Origin of the sequence: Actimicrobium sp. GrIS 1.19 (genome assembly GCF_035984655.1) — a bacterium.
GTDB lineage: Bacteria > Pseudomonadota > Gammaproteobacteria > Burkholderiales > Burkholderiaceae_D > Actimicrobium.
In genome coordinates this window covers 119,764-136,591 of sequence record NZ_JAXCHT010000006.1, presented here as the reverse complement: position 1 = coordinate 136,591, position 16,828 = coordinate 119,764, and the positions used below count along the sequence as shown (strand labels likewise).

18 protein-coding genes and 3 tRNA genes are annotated in these 16,828 nt (G+C 57.5%); all 21 read right to left on the bottom strand.

Annotation, left to right across the window (positions count from 1 at the left end; all coding sequences use genetic code 11):
* Positions 1-32: 32 nt before the first annotated feature.
* Entirely contained in the window at positions 33-701 is a 669-nt protein-coding gene (ccmB, locus tag RCH09_RS06930) for a heme exporter protein CcmB (protein WP_326940321.1), read from the bottom strand.
* A complete protein-coding gene (ccmA, locus tag RCH09_RS06925) occupies positions 695-1,330 on the bottom strand; it encodes a cytochrome c biogenesis heme-transporting ATPase CcmA (RefSeq protein WP_326940320.1) in 636 nt (211 codons plus the stop codon). The genes ccmB and ccmA overlap by 7 nt, the downstream gene beginning before the upstream one ends.
* Positions 1,331-1,495: 165 nt before the next feature.
* Positions 1,496-1,569, bottom strand: a tRNA-Cys gene (locus RCH09_RS06920).
* A gap of 121 nt (positions 1,570-1,690) precedes the next feature.
* A tRNA-Gly gene (locus RCH09_RS06915) sits at positions 1,691-1,766 on the bottom strand.
* A gap of 73 nt (positions 1,767-1,839) precedes the next feature.
* Positions 1,840-1,915: transfer RNA gene (locus tag RCH09_RS06910), tRNA-Gly, on the bottom strand.
* A 75-nt stretch (positions 1,916-1,990) separates the two neighbouring features.
* Entirely contained in the window at positions 1,991-2,575 is a 585-nt protein-coding gene (gene pgsA / locus RCH09_RS06905; protein WP_326940319.1) for a CDP-diacylglycerol--glycerol-3-phosphate 3-phosphatidyltransferase, read from the bottom strand.
* Between the two features lie 58 nt (positions 2,576-2,633).
* Entirely contained in the window at positions 2,634-4,490 is a 1,857-nt protein-coding gene (gene uvrC, locus RCH09_RS06900; protein ID WP_326940318.1) for an excinuclease ABC subunit UvrC, read from the bottom strand.
* Entirely contained in the window at positions 4,487-5,539 is a 1,053-nt protein-coding gene (gene nagZ, locus RCH09_RS06895; protein WP_442785013.1) for a beta-N-acetylhexosaminidase, read from the bottom strand. Before nagZ ends, uvrC begins: the two co-directional genes overlap by 4 nt.
* Positions 5,536-5,928 carry a holo-ACP synthase gene (gene acpS / locus RCH09_RS06890; protein WP_326940316.1) on the bottom strand — a complete coding sequence of 131 codons (393 nt, stop codon included), beginning with the start codon at positions 5,926-5,928 and terminating at the stop codon, positions 5,536-5,538. The genes nagZ and acpS overlap by 4 nt, the downstream gene beginning before the upstream one ends.
* Positions 5,925-6,686 (bottom strand): pyridoxine 5'-phosphate synthase, encoded by a 762-nt coding sequence (locus RCH09_RS06885; RefSeq protein ID WP_326940315.1) that lies wholly within the window; start codon positions 6,684-6,686, stop codon positions 5,925-5,927. Before RCH09_RS06885 ends, acpS begins: the two co-directional genes overlap by 4 nt.
* 16 nt (positions 6,687-6,702) lie before the next feature.
* Positions 6,703-7,482 (bottom strand): DNA repair protein RecO, encoded by a 780-nt coding sequence (recO, locus tag RCH09_RS06880; protein ID WP_326940314.1) that lies wholly within the window; start codon positions 7,480-7,482, stop codon positions 6,703-6,705.
* Between the two features lie 45 nt (positions 7,483-7,527).
* Positions 7,528-8,430, bottom strand: a complete 903-nt coding sequence (gene era / locus RCH09_RS06875; protein ID WP_326940313.1) for a GTPase Era — start codon at positions 8,428-8,430, stop codon at positions 7,528-7,530.
* Entirely contained in the window at positions 8,427-9,371 is a 945-nt protein-coding gene (gene rnc / locus RCH09_RS06870) for a ribonuclease III (protein WP_326940312.1), read from the bottom strand. The genes era and rnc overlap by 4 nt, the downstream gene beginning before the upstream one ends.
* A 21-nt stretch (positions 9,372-9,392) precedes the next feature.
* Entirely contained in the window at positions 9,393-9,776 is a 384-nt protein-coding gene (locus tag RCH09_RS06865; protein WP_326940311.1) for a DUF4845 domain-containing protein, read from the bottom strand.
* 22 nt (positions 9,777-9,798) lie between these two features.
* Positions 9,799-10,710: a signal peptidase I gene (gene lepB / locus RCH09_RS06860; RefSeq protein WP_326940310.1), complete on the bottom strand. Its 912-nt coding sequence runs from the start codon at positions 10,708-10,710 to the stop codon at positions 9,799-9,801.
* On the bottom strand, positions 10,707-12,500 hold the full coding sequence (gene lepA, locus RCH09_RS06855; protein ID WP_326940309.1) for a translation elongation factor 4: 1,794 nt from the start codon (positions 12,498-12,500) through the stop codon (positions 10,707-10,709). Before lepA ends, lepB begins: the two co-directional genes overlap by 4 nt.
* A gap of 183 nt (positions 12,501-12,683) precedes the next feature.
* Complete coding sequence (locus RCH09_RS06850; RefSeq protein ID WP_326940308.1) at positions 12,684-12,983, bottom strand: glutaredoxin family protein; 300 nt, start codon at positions 12,981-12,983, stop codon at positions 12,684-12,686.
* Positions 12,984-13,012: 29 nt separating this feature from the next.
* Positions 13,013-14,464 carry a DegQ family serine endoprotease gene (locus RCH09_RS06845; protein ID WP_326940347.1) on the bottom strand — a complete coding sequence of 484 codons (1,452 nt, stop codon included), beginning with the start codon at positions 14,462-14,464 and terminating at the stop codon, positions 13,013-13,015.
* A 49-nt stretch (positions 14,465-14,513) separates the two neighbouring features.
* On the bottom strand, positions 14,514-15,530 hold the full coding sequence (locus RCH09_RS06840; RefSeq protein WP_326940346.1) for a MucB/RseB C-terminal domain-containing protein: 1,017 nt from the start codon (positions 15,528-15,530) through the stop codon (positions 14,514-14,516).
* A 5-nt stretch (positions 15,531-15,535) separates the two neighbouring features.
* Entirely contained in the window at positions 15,536-16,165 is a 630-nt protein-coding gene (locus tag RCH09_RS06835; protein WP_326940307.1) for a sigma-E factor negative regulatory protein, read from the bottom strand.
* Between the two features lie 52 nt (positions 16,166-16,217).
* Positions 16,218-16,820 carry an RNA polymerase sigma factor RpoE gene (rpoE, locus tag RCH09_RS06830; RefSeq protein WP_326940306.1) on the bottom strand — a complete coding sequence of 201 codons (603 nt, stop codon included), beginning with the start codon at positions 16,818-16,820 and terminating at the stop codon, positions 16,218-16,220.
* Positions 16,821-16,828 lie beyond the last annotated feature (8 nt).

Genomic DNA, 16,828 nt, shown 5'->3' with positions numbered 1-16,828 from the left:
ACGGCAGCTGACCCTGCAGCCTGCATGTTAACTTACTCAAGCGAAATGCGTAGCGCGGCAGCAGTCGCCCACGGGGCAAGCGCTGCAGCGCCCGCCAGCGCTCCCCCGAGCAACAACAAATGCGCACTGCTGCCCAATCCACTGGCTTGCGCTGTCACGGCGCCCGCCCCAAAAATCAGAATCGGGATGTACAACGGCAATACCAGCAGCGCCACCAACACCCCGCCACCGCGCACGCCCAGCGTCAGTGCCGCACCAATCGCGCCGATCAGACTCAGTACCGGAGTGCCGATCAGCAGTGCGAAAAACAACACCGACAGCGCCTCGCGGGACAGGTCGAACTGTACACCCAGCAAGGGCGCCAGCAGCACCAGCGGCAAACCCGACACCAGCCAATGCGCAATCACTTTTCCGATCACGATCAATGATAGCGGTTCTGCGCACAACAACATTTGCTCCAGTGTGCCATCCGCGTAATCCAGCGCGAACAGACGGCCCAATCCAAGCATGGATGCCAGCAACGCGGCAACCCACAGGATACCGGGCGCCATCGTGCGCAGCAGTGCTGCCTCGGGACCAACACCCAACGGAAACAGTGTCGCCACCATGATGAAGAAAAACAAGGTCATCATGACATCGGCGCGGCGTCGAAACGCCAGCAGCAGGTCGCGCCGCACAATGCAGATCAGCGCCCTCAGCACGAATTATCCCCGCTCAGATCCAGATGCACCAGTCGTTGTCCGCGCAGATCGATTTCCTGATGGGTCGTATAGATGACGATGCCGCCTTGTGCCAGATGGACATTCATGGTGTCGCAGAGTTGTGACACCGCGCCTTGATCCAGCGCAGTAAACGGCTCGTCAAGAATCCAGAGTGGCATGGTCCGGCTCAAACCCAGCCGCGCCAGCGCAACCCGTTTGCGTTGGCCCTGTGACAGCGCGCCGGCGGGCAGCTCGGCGGCATCTGCCAGCCCGGCCTGTTCGAGCTCTTCGATGGCGCGTTCGCGACCGACCGGATGGCCAGCCAGCGTAGTGGCGACAACCAGGTTTTCCCACGCCAGCAGATCGTCCTTGACCCCGATTGCGTGGCCCAGGTACAGCATCTGCGCACCGAATTCCTCGCGCATGCTGCGGATGTTGTTGCCCTTCCAGCGCACTTCGCCGGCTGCCGGAAACGCCAGGCCGCACAACAAGCGCAGCAGACTGGTCTTGCCGCTGCCATTGGCGCCGGCGACACGCATGGCGTCACCAGCATCAAGGTGGATATTGATATCTGTGAACAGCGCGCGCTCGCCGCGCGTACAAGCAAGTTCGGATGCCTGCAACATCATTGACCATTCTCCATGGGACCAGATGGTAGCGCATATCGGGACACAAAAAAGACAATCGTCGGCATGCCGGCGCGGATCAATGAGCGATCACGGCAGTCAACAAACGATGAGAGGGAAACGATGCGGGTCGGGCCATGTTCGGCCGTAAGCAGGATGAAGAAAAACTGGAGGCGGGGGTCGGGTTCGAACCGGCGTAAACGGCTTTGCAGGCCGCTGCATAACCACTTTGCTACCCCGCCGCGGAGCGTATTGTAACTGCAAACGGTGCATCTGCAGTGACAAAATGGAGTTCAGATGTAATCGTTTACATCGATTTTCCGCAAGAAAAAGGGAAGCCCTAAGAGCTTCCCTGTTTCAATCTGGAGCGGGAGAAGAGGCTCGAACTCTCGACCTCAACCTTGGCAAGGTTGCGCTCTACCAACTGAGCTACTCCCGCGTAAAACGGCACTGCACATCAACAGCTATTTCAATAAAAAAGGAAGCCGGTGACAGCTTCCCTTCTTTCAATCTGGAGCGGGAGAAGAGGCTCGAACTCTCGACCTCAACCTTGGCAAGGTTGCGCTCTACCAACTGAGCTACTCCCGCATGACAACAAGCTGCGTATTATAGATGACTGCCTTTTTTTGTCAACTGATCCACACCATATTTGCGCACTTAAGCTCAGGGTAAATGCCCGGAGTACTGCTTGATCAACGGCCACGCTTTTTTGAGGTAGTAGAACATGGACCAGACCGTGAGCACTGCGGCGACTGCCAACAGCCATTGCCCCCAGATGCGGGTATCGATCAAACCGAACAGCGTGTCGTAGTAGAGCAGCATCGGAATCGCGGTCATTTGCGCTGCCGTCTTGATTTTACCGATCGAACTCACCGCGACGGACTTGGATGCGCCCAACTGCGCCATCCATTCACGCAATGCGGAAATCGCGATTTCGCGACCAATGATAATGAAGGCAACGGCGGCATTGACGCGATCAAGCTGAACCAGCACCAGCAATGCGCCGGCCACCATCAGCTTGTCCGCCACCGGATCGAGAAAGGCGCCGAACGCCGATGTTTCATTCCAGCGCCGCGCCAGAAAACCGTCGAACCAGTCGGTCGCTGCGGCAACGACAAAAATGCAGGTTGAGGCGAGGCCGCGGTCGAACATCGGCATCACACTTTCCGGCAAATAAAACACCCCTACAACCAGAGGAATGAGCGCCACGCGTAACCACGTGAGCAAGATCGGGGTATTGAGAGGCATGAGTCAGATGTGTTGGGTACGGCAAAGACAGTGCACCAATTGCAAAGCCCTGCGTAATTTAATGCAATTGCCTATAAATGTCTTCCGCCAATTGACGCGAGATGCCATCCACCGATGCCAGATCGTCCACGCTGGCATCGACCACGCCGCGCAATCCGCCAAATCGGGCCAACAGTTTCTGGCGCCGCTTCGCGCCAATTCCTTCAATCTCTTCCAGCCGCGAGGTTTGCCTGGCCTTGGCGCGCCGGGCGCGCATGCCGGTAATGGCGAAGCGATGGGCCTCGTCGCGAATCTGCGCAATCAGCATGAGTGCGGCCGATTCCTTACCCAGTTCCTTGGGCTCACGGCCATCGACAAAGACCAGGGTTTCCAACCCGACACGACGCCCCTCCCCTTTGGCCACGCCGACAATCAGGCTGATATCGAGACCCAGTTCGGCGAACACTTGGCGCGCGACTTCAACCTGACCTTTGCCACCGTCGATCAACGCGATGTCTGGCATGACGCCATCACCGTTGGCGACTTTTTCGTAGCGCCGCGTGAGGACCTGTCGCATCGCAGCGTAATCGTCGCCCGGCGTGATGCCGGCAATGTTGTAGCGGCGGTATTCGCCATTTTGCATCGCATGATGGTGGAACACCACGCATGAAGCCTGCGTTGCCTCACCCTGGGTATGGCTGATGTCAAAACATTCGATGCGAATGCTGTCGAGATCATCGCCATCCAGCCCGAGCACCTCCACCAGCGCGCGCGTGCGCGATTGCTGCGAACCCTGCTCGGACAGCAACCGGGCCAGCGAAATTTCGGCCCCCTTGGCCGCCATTTCCAGCCATTGGCGGCGCTGCCCCTGCGGCTGAAACAGCAGATTGATCCGATGGCCGCACTGCTCCATCAACGCAAGCATCAGCTCGGGTTCGTCCAGGTCGAGACTGAGCACCAGCGTCGACGGAATGAATTTTTCAATGTAATGCTGCGCCAGGAAGGCCTTCATTACTTCGACCTCGAGCGGCTCGCCCTCGCTGGCCAGCGCATTGTCGACGTGGGTCGGGAAATAGGCACGGTCGCCCAGATGCCGGCCACCGCGCACCATCGCCAGATTCACGCAGGCCCGGCCGCCCTGCACCAGCACGGCAATGATGTCGAGATCGGCTTCGTTGCCCGACTCCATGGTTTGCTGATGCAGCACGCGCGACAGCGCATTCATCTGATTGCGCACCACGGCGGCCTGCTCGAATTCGAGTGCCTCGGCATGCGCATGCATTTTTTCCCCCAGCGTCTGCATCACCTCGGTTTGCCGGCCGCGCAAAAATTTCGCCGCATTCTCGACGTCGCGCAAATAATCCTCCTGGCTGATCGCCTTCACGCAAGGCGCGCTGCAGCGATGAATCTGATGCAGCAGGCAGGGTCGGGTCCGGTTGGCGTAGACGCTGTCTTCGCAGGTGCGCAACATGAACACCTTCTGCAGGATTTGCATCGACTCCTTGACCGCCCACGCGCTCGGGAAAGGTCCGAAGAATTGATTGCGCTTGTCGATCGCGCCGCGGTAGTACGCCATGCGCGGGAAATCCTGTCCGGTGATTTTCAGATACGGATAGGATTTGTCGTCGCGGAACAGGATGTTGAAGCGCGGCTGCAAGGACTTGATCAGATTGTTTTCCAGCAGCAGCGCTTCGGCTTCGCTGCGGGTCACCGTGGTCTCGAGCCGGGCGATGCGCTCGACCATCATGGCAATGCGTGAGCTGCTGGCGGTCTTCTGAAAATAACTCGACACCCGCTTTTTCAGATCGCGCGCCTTGCCCACATACAGCACATTGTTGTCGGCGTCGAAATAGCGATACACGCCCGGCAGGTGCGGCAGCTTGGCCACCGTCTCCAGCACGATGGCGCGCGGGTCGGGAGCCAGCGCGTCGGTCATTCGGCCAGTAATGCAGCGATGCTGCGTTTGGCCGACTGGTAGCGGTCATCGGCTTGCAGGGAAGCCCAGTCCAGCGGCGCCATGGTCGGCATCAGTGTCGCAATGCGTGCCGCGCTGCGCTCACTGGATTGATTGGCGTGCAGTCCGTCGAGCAACTGGTCTGCCTTGTCCGGCGCATTGCAGATCAGTACCATGTCGCAGCCAGCGGCCAGTGCCGCCGTGGCACCGGCAATCACGTCGCCCGCGACGCTGGCACCCTCCATGCTGAGGTCATCACTGAAGATCACGCCGTCGAATCCCATGTCGTGGCGCAGGATCGACAACCACTTCCGGGAGAACCCGGCCGGCTGCGCATCGACCTGCGGGTAAATGACATGCGCCGGCATCACACCTGCCAGTCCCAGCCCAAGCCAGTCGTACGGCGCGGCATCGTCGCCGAGAATCGCTTCCAGCGAGCGCTCGTCCACCGGCACGGCGACATGCGAATCAGCCTGCGCAAAACCATGGCCTGGAAAATGTTTGCCGCAATTGGCCATGCCCGCCAAAGCAAGGCCATGGTTGAGACTCTTGGCCAGCAGCGTCACGACGCGCGCATCGCGATGAAAGGCACGGTTGCCGATCACGCCCGATTCGCCGTGATCCAGATCCAGCACCGGCGTAAACGACAAGTCGACGCCACAGGCACGTAACTCGGCGGCCAGCACAAAACCGACATCGGTCGCTACCCTGGTGGCGGCAAGCACGTCCCGATCCCATAGTTGGCCGAGCAGCCGCATTGCCGGCAATACCGTAAATCCATCGGTCCTGAAGCGCTGCACCCGGCCGCCTTCATGGTCGACGGCAATCAGCACATCGGCGCGCAGTGCGTGGATGGCGTCGGTCAGCGCCACCAGCTGGGCGCGATCGGCGAAGTTGCGCGCAAACAGGATCACGCCACCGGTGAGCGGATGCCGAATGCGCCGGATGTCGTCGGCATTGAGTTCGGTACCGATCACGTCAAGCATCACCGGTGCGGTGCGATTGTGTTTCATGTCTGCTGCCTGATTCATGTTTTCTCCACGATGACGAAGGCGACCGCGTAGTCGGTTTCGTCGGTAATTGATACCTGTGCACTCAGTCCGTGCTGCTCCATGAACAACGTCAATGCGCCGCTGGTGACAACAATCGGTTTGCCGCTGGGCGCGTTCAGGGTTTGCATCGCCCGCCAGGTCATCGGCATGTGAATCCCAAGGCCGATGGCTTTCGAAAAGGCTTCCTTGGCGGCGAAACGGGTTGCCAGAAAACGCAGTCCGCGCGCGGCAACCTTGGCGCTGCGACGATGGTATTTCTCAAGCTCTTCAATGCCAAGGATTTTTTCGGCGAAACGCGGACCATGACGCTGTAGCGCCGCTTCAATGCGACTGATCTGAATGATGTCCGTACCGATGCCGTAAATCATGCTTTGCCCGCGTCGAGGTGGCGCGCCTGCGCGACGATGGATTTCATGTCGCTGACCGCCTTCGACCAGCCGCCAATTACTGCGCGCGCAAGTACCGCGTGGCCAACGTTGACCTGCGTGATCGTGTCAATCGCCGCGATCCGGCCGACGTTGCGATAGTCCAGAAAACCACCAGCCTGCACCTGCAGCCCAAGTCGCGCTGCCTCGATTGCGGCGTTGGCAAGTCGCTCCCATTGCACCGATGCCTGCGCTGCATCGTCCGCCATGGCATACGGTGCGGTGTTGAGCATGATTGCAGTTACACCGGTGTCGACAGCGGCCTGAATCTGCACGATGTTCGCATCGATCGTGAGCATCGCCACGACCGGACGCTCGCGCAGGTGCTGCAGCGCCAACCGGATTGCAGCGCCATGCTGTACCACGTCGATGCTGCCACCCTCGGGCTGATCGCCGACGAGGCAAAGCGCATGTGGCGTCAGTTCAGCGGCAAGTGCAAGCATCTCCGCACCCAGCGGCAGCGCGAGGTCGCATCCGCCAGGTAGTCGGGCGCGCATCGCGATGACATCAGCCTGCCACTGCGCACCTGCGTCGCTGCGCAATGACAGTGCAATCCGGTCTGCGCCGGCAGCCTCGGCCAGCATTGCGGCCTCGGCCAGTTCGGGCGCGCCGGCGCCGGGCCGCAGGTCGCGCAATCTCGCAAGGGCGGTGAGGTCGATGCACAGCGCGGGTGTGGCGGCGGGTGGATTCAGGTAGCTCATGGCAGGCTCGGACCGATCATAGTTGGGTCAGATCGATGAGGATCTGGCGCGTGTTCAACGGCACACCGCCCAGATGCCAGGCCAGCAAATACCGCATCAGGAACTTGCTCTGGGTGAGTGTGGTGCTGTCGCTGTAATCTTCGCGCTCCATGTCGAGCAAGGTCTGCCCGCTGACGCGCGGCGCCGCGTCGGACGGATTGGCCGGGCGCGGACCGCGTTCCGGATCGACCACGTAAAGCCGCTCGGCCTGCACCCGTTGTCCAGTGCCTGTACACATCGTCAGGTCGCCCGCCACGCCGGTTTCCTTCATCAGGCTGCGTTCGAACTTGCGCAACACGATGGGCGCCGGTTCGTCATGGCCGAGCTGATTGAGGGCAGCGATGTAGTGATCAAACAGGGCGGGATGGGGATCGTCGCGGGCGAGCAGCTTGACCAGCAGTTCGTTCAGATAGAAGCCGCACAGCAGGGCGGCTTTTTCGAGTGGCGGCAAACCGCCAACCCACTCGGCGCCGGTCAGCGTGCGCACTTCCGATTTGCCGCTCCAGCTGACCGACAAGGGCTGGAAAGTTTGCAGGACGCCGCGCAGTTTCGAATGCGGGCGCTTGGCGCCCTTGGCGACCAGCGCAATCCTGCCGTGATCGCGCGTGAACACATCGACGATGAGGCTGGTTTCCTTGTACGGGTAGCTGTGCAGGACGAATCCAGGCTGATTGCCGACGCGATGGTCTTTTTCCAGCACCCGCGGCCGACGCGGCCGGGCCGACGGTGTGTCAGTCGGCGCTGCCACGACGGGCATCGGCGAGTCAGCGGCTTGACCTACCACGCGCCTGGTCCGGTCCGGTTATTCGTAGCCGTAGGCACGCAGACCGGCTTCGTTGTCGGCCCAGCCCGACTTGACCTTGACCCAGACTTCGAGATACACCGGCCCGCCGAACAAACGCGCCATGTCGAGTCTGGCCTGCGTCGAAATCTCCTTCAGGCGTGCGCCCTTCTGACCGATCAGCATCGACTTGTGGGTGTCGCGCTGCACCAGAATCGCCGCAAACACGCGGCGCAGATCGCCTTCCTGTTCGAATTTTTCAATCAGGACGGTACTTGTGTAAGGCAGCTCGTCACCGACGAAGCGGAATACTTTTTCGCGGATGATTTCGGCCGCGAGGAATTTTTCGCTGCGATCCGTGATGTCGTCGGGACCAAAAATCGGCGGTCCTTCCGGCAGGAAGTTGCGCGTTTCCTTCTGCAAGCCATCGAGCTGGAATCCCAGCGTGGCCGACACGGGAACCACCGCTGCGAAGTCATGCTTGGCGGCGATTTGCTGTGCGAACGGCAGTAGCACGGCCTTGTCCTTGACCCGATCGGATTTATTGATCACGAGGATGCATGGCACCGATTCGGGAATCAGGTCCAGCACCTGCTGGTCGGCAGGTCCGAACGTTCCAGCTTCGATCAGGAACAGGATCACATCCGCCGACGTCAGCGTATTGGACACCGTCTTGTTGAGGGTCTTGTTCAGCGCATTCGCATGACGTGTTTGAAAGCCGGGCGTATCGACGTACACAAACTGGGTATCTTCCACCGTTTGAATGCCGGTGATGCGATGGCGCGTGGTCTGCGCCTTGCGTGAAGTGATACTTACTTTTGCGCCGATCAACGCATTCATCAACGTCGACTTGCCGACGTTGGGTCGTCCGACGATGGCGATGTAGCCACAGCGGAAATTCGATGGTGTTGCAGATTCAGTCATGCCGTCTTCGTTTGAGTTACTGCAATTGGTTTGGTGACATCGGTGGCATCCGGTGGCTCATTGCCAGCCCGAACGTCGGTGCCGGGTTTGCTGTCTTTCGTCGCACTCTCGCCGGCTTTTGGATTGGGATCAATTTTTGCGGACACCTTTTTTTCACGCGGTGTGCCGGCTGCTTCAACTGGCGCATCGGGCTGAATCGTTGCGATGCCGGCCAATTTGAGTTGCGAGGTGCGCGGCTTGCTCTTGCGGGCGCCCGCGGGACTTTTCAGGAACGCACTTTGCACCGCCTCCAATGCATGTTTTGCGGCAGCCTGCTCGCCTGCCCGCCTGCTGCCGCCGGTGCCGAAAACCTGAATATCCAGTTTCGGTACCAGACATTCAATCTCGAATTCCTGATTGTGGGCAGCGCCATGCGTGGCAACCACGTTGTATTGCGGAAGCGCGATTTTCTTTCCCTGCAAATACTCCTGCAGCAGTGTCTTGGCGTCTTTTCCCAGCGTCTTCGGATCGACGGTATCCAGAATGGGAATGTACAGCGCCCTGATCACATCCCGCGCCGCATTGAATTCACTGTCGAGATAAATCGCCCCGAACAGCGCTTCCAGTGTGTCGGCGAGAATCGAAGGACGCCGGAATCCGCCCGACTTCAACTCGCCCTCCCCCAGGCGCAAGAACTGCGACAACTCCAGTCGCTGTGCAATCTCGTACAGGGACTGCTGCTTGACCAGGTTGGCGCGCAGCCGGGACAGGTCGCCTTCGTCAATTTTGCTATAACGCTCGAACAACAACGAAGCGACCACACAATTGAGAATGGAATCACCCAGAAATTCGAGCCGCTCGTTATGCAAACTGCCATGGCTGCGATGTGTCAGCGCTTGCTGCAGCAAAGCGGCATCCTTGAACGTATAAGCAAGTCGGTCTTCCAGAAGCATAAAGTCCATTTCAGTCGGCGCTACACCCGATCAGACGGCAGGTTTCTTGGTAGCAGATTTGGCAGTGGTGGCTTCATATTCCATCAGCAACGAGGCGGGCCCGAACAGGGGGATTTTTTTCTGGTACGCGATACTGACTTCAATTTCGCCATCGTCCTTGGAGAAAACCAGATCCTTGCTCGTCACGGAATCGATATAGCCGGTAGTGGCCTGCTTGTCGAACGAGGTTCGGATCTCGACGGGTGTGGAACCAGAGGCTTTCGCTGCAACCAGCGCTTTCTTGACCGACATGAACTCGACCACCGTCGGGAATACTTTCAAGCCAATGACGCCAATCAGTCCCAGAATGGCGAGAACGAAAATAAGTCCAACCAAAGTAATGCCGCCCTGCTTGCCGATTGCCCTTGAACGCATGTGTTGCTCCTTGTACGCCGATTTATTTGAAACTGCCAATACGCTTGAGATTGCCCAGATTCATCCACACGTAAAATGCTTTTCCGACAATATTTTGATCGGGAACAAAGCCCCAATATCGGCTGTCGGCACTGTTGTCCCGATTATCCCCCATCATGAAGTAATGTCCAGCGGGGACCGTGCAGGCAAAACCCTCGGAGTTATAGCTGCACGCCTCGCGCATCGGGAACTGGTCGACGTTGTTGAGTTCATCGCCTGCCTGCGGATTGTTCAAGATCTTGTGCTCGACACCGGTAAGGTTTTCAAGGTACTGCTTGGAGTAGGTCAGGCGCTCCTCGTCCAGATAGTCCGGCAAGCCCGTGTACGAGACGGGTGTGCCATTGATCGACAGCCGTTTATTCCTGTAGACAATCTTATCCCCCGGCACGCCCACCACGCGCTTGATGTAGTCGAGCGACATATCCTTGGGGTATTTGAACACCATCACATCGCCACGTTGTGGATTGTTCACTTCGATGATCTTCTTGTTGAGCAATGGAAGCCGGATGCCATAAGTGAATTTATTCACCAGGATCAGATCGCCCACCTGCAAGGTCGGGACCATGGATGGCGAGGGAATCTTGAACGGCTCGTATAAAAAGGAGCGCAAGAAGAACACCAGAGCAATTACCGGAAAGAAACTACCGGAATATTCGATCCAGGTAGGCTGCCGCAACAGATCCGCTTCCAGTGCCTGCCGGCCGGAGGCTTCCAGCTTGATGCCCTCGGCCTGCAATTTGCCGTTGCGGGCATCAAATTCCGCCAGCGCCGAGTCGGCCCGGGCACGACGCTGGCGGGCCAGATAAAACACATCCAGAAACCAGATCACACCGGATAGCACAGTCAATACGAACAGAATCAACGCGAAGTTGCCAAGAATGACTTGCAGGTTCATTTATCGTCCACTTGTAAAATTGCCAGAAATGCTTCTTGCGGTATTTCGACCGAACCTACCTGCTTCATGCGCTTCTTGCCGGCCTTTTGCTTTTCGAGCAGCTTGCGCTTGCGGCTGATGTCGCCGCCATAGCACTTTGCCAGCACGTTCTTGCGCAACGCCTTGACGTTCTCGCGCGATATGATATTTGCCCCGATTGCGGCCTGAATTGCCACATCAAACATTTGCCGCGGAATCAATTCGCGCATCTTGGCAGCCACTGCGCGTCCACGATACTGGCTGTTGGCACGGTGCACGATAATGGCCAGCGCATCGACTTTTTCACTGTTGATCAGCATGTCGACTTTGACCACATCGGCGGAGCGGTATTCCTTGAACTCGTAATCCATCGACGCATAGCCGCGCGACGTCGATTTCAGCTTGTCGAAAAAATCGAGCACGATTTCCGCCATCGGCATCTCGTAGGTCAGCTTTACTTGCTTGCCGTGGTAGTTCATGTCGATTTGCATGCCGCGCTTTTGCGTACACAGCGTGATCACGGCACCCACATATTCCTGCGGCATGTACAAATTGACGGTGACGATTGGCTCCCGGACCTCTTCGATTTTGGATGGATCGGGCATTTTCGACGGGTTGTCCACCATCAGAATCGAGCCGTCACGTTGCACGACTTCATAAATAACCGTCGGTGCCGTCGTGATCAGGTCCATATCGAATTCACGCTCAAGACGCTCCTGCACGATTTCCATGTGCAACAGGCCGAGGAAGCCGCACCGGAAACCGAATCCCAGCGCCTGCGAGACTTCCGGCTCGTACTGCAGCGCGGCGTCGTTGAGCTTGAGCTTTTCAAGCGAATCGCGCAATGCGTCGTACTGGTTGGCTTCCACCGGAAACAGACCGGCGAACACCTGTGGCTGCACTTCCTTGAAACCGGGCAGCGGCTCAGTGGCCGGACGGCTTGCAAGCGTGATGGTATCGCCCACCTTGGCGGCCTTGAGCTCTTTGATGCCCGCAATAATGAAGCCGACCTGCCCGGCAGACAAGGTTTCACGGGTCACGGATTTTGGCGTGAAGACGCCAACGCTTTCGGTCAAATGCACCGAGCCGTTCGCCATCAGCAAAATTTTGTCCTTGGCCCGCAGGGTTCCATTGACGACCCGCACCAGCATGACGACGCCGACATAGTTATCGAACCATGAATCGACCAGCAGCGCCTGCAGCGGCGCATCGGGATCACCCTTTGGCGGCGGCACCTTCAGAATCAGCGATTCCAGCACATCCTGGACACCGAGCCCCGTCTTGGCGGAACAGTGCACTGCCTCGGAAGCATCAATACCAATGACCTCTTCGATTTCGGCAATGGCATTGGCGGGGTCAGCCGACGGCAAGTCGATCTTGTTCAGGACCGGGACCACCTCGACACCCAGATCCAGCGCCGTGTAGCAATTGGCGACGGTTTGCGCCTCAACGCCTTGCGAGGCATCAACGACCAGTAGCGCGCCTTCGCAGGCTGACAGAGATCGACTGACTTCGTAGCTGAAGTCGACGTGGCCAGGCGTATCAATCAAGTTGAGGTTGTACACCTTGCCGTCGCGCGACTTGTACATCAGCGCCGCTGTCTGGGCCTTGATCGTAATGCCGCGCTCGCGTTCGATGTCCATGCTGTCGAGCACCTGGGCCTCCATCTCGCGATCAGACAGCCCGCCGCAAAGTTGAATGATGCGATCGGCCAGCGTGGACTTGCCATGGTCAATATGGGCGATGATGGAGAAATTGCGGATGTTATTCATTAACTCAAAACACGATTACAAAAAAGGCGCTCCGGACGAGGATCAATTCCTCAGGCGAGCGCCTTGTTTCAGGAGGTTGTTCAGCTGCGCATTTTACCGGATTCCAGAGGGGAAAGCCCGTGAAATCAAGCAGCTAGGCGATTCGCATGCGGACCACAAAGCATTGCGCCCTGGAAAACCGTATTAAGCCGGCTGAGCAAGCAGAAAATCGCGTACGGCATCACCTGAAAGAAAATAATGGCACAGTTCGATCTCCGCGCCATTTGCATCGTGCCCGATGAGCACCGGTACCAACTCATCGTATCGCGCCACCAGCAATGCGTCGGCATCCACATCAACCACGTTGACCTGAAAACTCCGCAATGACTGAAACGCGTTCAGGGCGGCAGACATGTCGTCGCACAGGTGACAGTAACTGCGTGAATATAAGGTCAAGTTAATCACTTCAGGAGCACCACCCGTGAAAAAAGCTGCGACCCTCAAGGCAGCAGCTTCTTTTGACAATCATTCGACTATTGCGCCAGTGGCCGAATCGGCACGAATTGGGATGCGTCGCCACGGCGCACCAGGATGACCGCGACTTTTTTTGCATCAAGCTTGGCAACCAGTGCCGCGAACTGCTTCGCGTCTTTTACGTCCGTATTATTCAATCGAAGTACGACATCACCGGCGCGCAATCCGGCCCTTGCTGACGCACCTTCTGCCGCATCGACGACGACGCCGCCATCAATCTTCAATTCCTTTTTTTGCGCATCGGTAAGATCGCTCGCAACCAGCCCCAATGCGTTGGCCGTTTGCTCCGCTTTTGATTTCTTGTCGTCGCGCTTGGCCACTTTTTCCTGCTCCATTTCTGCCACGGTCACATTCAGGTCCCGATTGGCTCCCTTGCGCCACACTGTCAGGACAGCGCGCGCACCCGGCTTGGTGTTGCCCACCAGGCGGGGCAGATCGCTTGAGCGCTCGATCAGGATGCCATTGAATTTCAGGATGATATCGCCGGCCTCAACGCCAGCCTTCTCAGCAGGACCGCCGGCCTCGACACGTTGCACCAGCGCACCTTGCGCCTTGGACAGTCCAAGCGACTCCGCAACTTCCTTCGTCAGCTCGCCGATTTGCACGCCAATACGGCCGCGCGTCACTTTGCCAGCTTGCTTCAGCTGGTCGGAAACGCGCATCGCTTCATCGATGGGAACGGCAAAGGAAATCCCCATGTAGCCACCCGAACGACTGTAAATCTGTGAGTTTATACCGACCACCTCGCCCCGCATGTTGATCAACGGACCACCCGAATTACCCGGATTGACGGCAACATCGGTTTGAATCAGCGGCAGATAGTCACCGGTATCACGGGCCTTTGCGGAAATAATTCCGGCCGTGACGGTATTGTCCAGTCCGAACGGTGAGCCAATCGCAATGACCCATTCGCCGACCCGGATCTTGTCCGAATCCCCAAGCGCAAGTCTCGGCAGATTGGCGCCTTCGATCTTCACGAGCGCAACATCGGTACGTTTGTCGGCACCGATGATTTTCGCCTTGAATTCGCGCTTGTCGGTAAGCGTTACGTAGACTTCGTCGGCGCCATCGACAACATGCGCATTTGTCATGACGTAGCCATCGGCCGAAATGATGAAACCTGAACCGACGCCGCGCGGTACCTCTTCTTCAGCCGGCGGTGTTCCCGGTCGCTTTGGCCGGGACGGACGTTCCGGCTGCTGCTGACGCGGTGGGACCGGCACGCCAAAGAACCGCTTGAAAAACTCCTGCATTTCCTCATCGTCGGCACCGGCGCCGGGCGCGCCCTGGGCAAACTTGGCTTTTTCCGTGGTGCGAATATTGACCACTGCCGGCCCGGTCTTTTCGACCAGATCAGTAAAGTCAGGCAATCCGGCAACAGAGGCCGCGCTCGCCGTCGAAGGGAAACTCGTCGCGACAGGTATGGCAATGATCGCGGCAACGCTCAACATGACACTTAAAGTTTTATTCAATATGTGGGTACGTGAGTTCATGGCATCGTTACTTTGGTTTGAATTCAATGGAATTGGCAACTTGCTTGATTGCAGCTTCAGGTACTTCGCCGACAATGGTAAGCCAAAAATCTCCCTGCCGTTTGCCGGTAATATTAACCGCCCCCTGCTGCATGGAGCCCTCGGTTCGGCTGCGCGATCCCGGCTCGATGAAGACCGAGATTGCCGCAAGGCCGTCGGAAAAAACCAGCTGAATCAGCTCCCGTTGCACTGGTGCCGAGCCATTGGATTCACCCTGGGGCGCGCTATCCGAAATCAACCGTTTCATTTCCCGGATTTTCTTGAATCCGGCAGGTATGCTTTTGACCGTCCAGGATTGCACTGTGACCGGGCTCATCACGCTGTTCTCGGTGTGCCACCCGGCAGTATTGGTGAAGCTTGGCTTGACCCGGCTTCGATTGATATTGCCAATTTCCAATTGAGTGAACGCGATTTGCTCAATGACCTCCTGCTTGTCATTGAGCGTTTGCGCACGCAGCAGCAGGCCGGTTGCCTTTTCGGCCCATAGTTTATATCCGTACCGAAGATTATCTTTCGGCTCCAGCAACAAGGCCTGCGTGTCGTACCCTGCAACGCGTCCCGATTCACCGCGCTTGACAGTGTAATGGAGCGTTACGTCCGCTGGATTGGTCGCAAGAATCGCGGGAAAGACCTCTGGCGCCGGTCTTTTTTCGATAAATAACGTATGTATCTCAGGAACATAACAAACTACTTCGTCGTTATTCCGAATGTACTCGCGCGGCTTGCCATCCAGTATCTCCAGCTTCTCCATTTCGTTCTTGCCATCATGGATATGCGTAATGCGCGAAGTACGGACCTGATTCGCCTGTTGATAAACGAACGTCCCCCAGTAATTCACTTTTTGCGCGGCGACCTGAATCCGACGCAGCCAATTTTGCGCATCCCGGTTTTCGTCCTGAGAATCAACGCCCTCAGCCAACGCTGAATAAGAGATCAAACTCGATAAGACTACGACAAACTTGAGAGAGGCTAGTGTTTGCCGCATAAATGTCATTTATTGGAATCGCTTGCAAATGTGGCTGAACGGGCAAATTTTGCGGAACTGTAAACGGACGGCGAAAATTGCTGATGCGCGAGCAAATACTCATCAATGCGGGGGTCGCGCAACACAGTAACGCCGGATGGCGCCGCCGCGTCCGAATTCTGCGCAACAATGATATTCGAATTTACGCGAATGGCGCCGTTTGCATCCGCGCCCGCTTCCACAACGCGCTCGCTGCCGGCATCGCCTGTGCCCGACAGCAATTGCGGGATACCGAAATACGCTACTGCCGCAACGGCCGCCATCGCAGGAATGAATGATTTACGATGCGCAACAATACTGCGTATCGCCGCGCTCGCCGACAGGCGATGCGACGCGGCGGACGCCAACGTCTGCGGTGCGATGAAGGCGGGCTCGAGATCAAGGCGGGCGGCCATACGGGCGCCAAACCCATCACTCAGGCCAGTTGTCGCCATGTCGTTCGAGCGAAGTATGTCACCGATGTGGTTATAGACATTCCAGGCGGCCTGCGCGTCGTGTTGTCGCAAAGCTTTGGAAATCGCATCAAATCGATCCGGGGCAAGTTCTCCATCTGCAAAAGCAGAGATTTCTTGATTTGTCATTTCATTCGTATTCATACTTGCCTCACGGTGACCATCCAACTTGCTTTGCCCCAAATAAATTACAGCATTACCAGCGCTTATCGATTGCCGTCCCCAACAAGGGTCGCAACTTCTCGGCTATTGCCTCACGTGCCCTGAATATCCGACTCCGCACTGTGCCAATCGGACATGCCATGGCGTCTGCGATTTCGTCGTAACTTAATCCTTCGATTTCCCGCAACGTTATTGCCGTACGCAACTCTTCAGGCAAGGCGTTCATTGCGACGTTGACCGTTTCAGCAATCTGCTTCGTCGCCAGCATTGATTCCGGTGTATTAATATCTCTTAGGTGGTCAGCGTCATCAAAAGTTTCTGCTTCTTCAGCATCTGCATCAGTGGAGGTCGGAGCACGCCTTCCCTGCGTTACCAGGAAATTCTTCGCGGTATTGATGCCAATGCGATATAACCAAGTATAGAACGCCGAGTCGCCGCGAAACTGCGGCAATGCGCGGTATGCCTTGATAAAAGCTTCTTGTACAACATCTTCAGCCTCGGCCTGGTCGCGAACAAGCCGCGACACTAACCGCATTAACTTGCGCTGGTATTTGATCACCAATAGCTCGAACGCTTTTTTGTCACCGCGCTGGACGCGTTCGACAAGCAGCTGATCAATATCGCGTTCTGTCGTCAATCCCCATT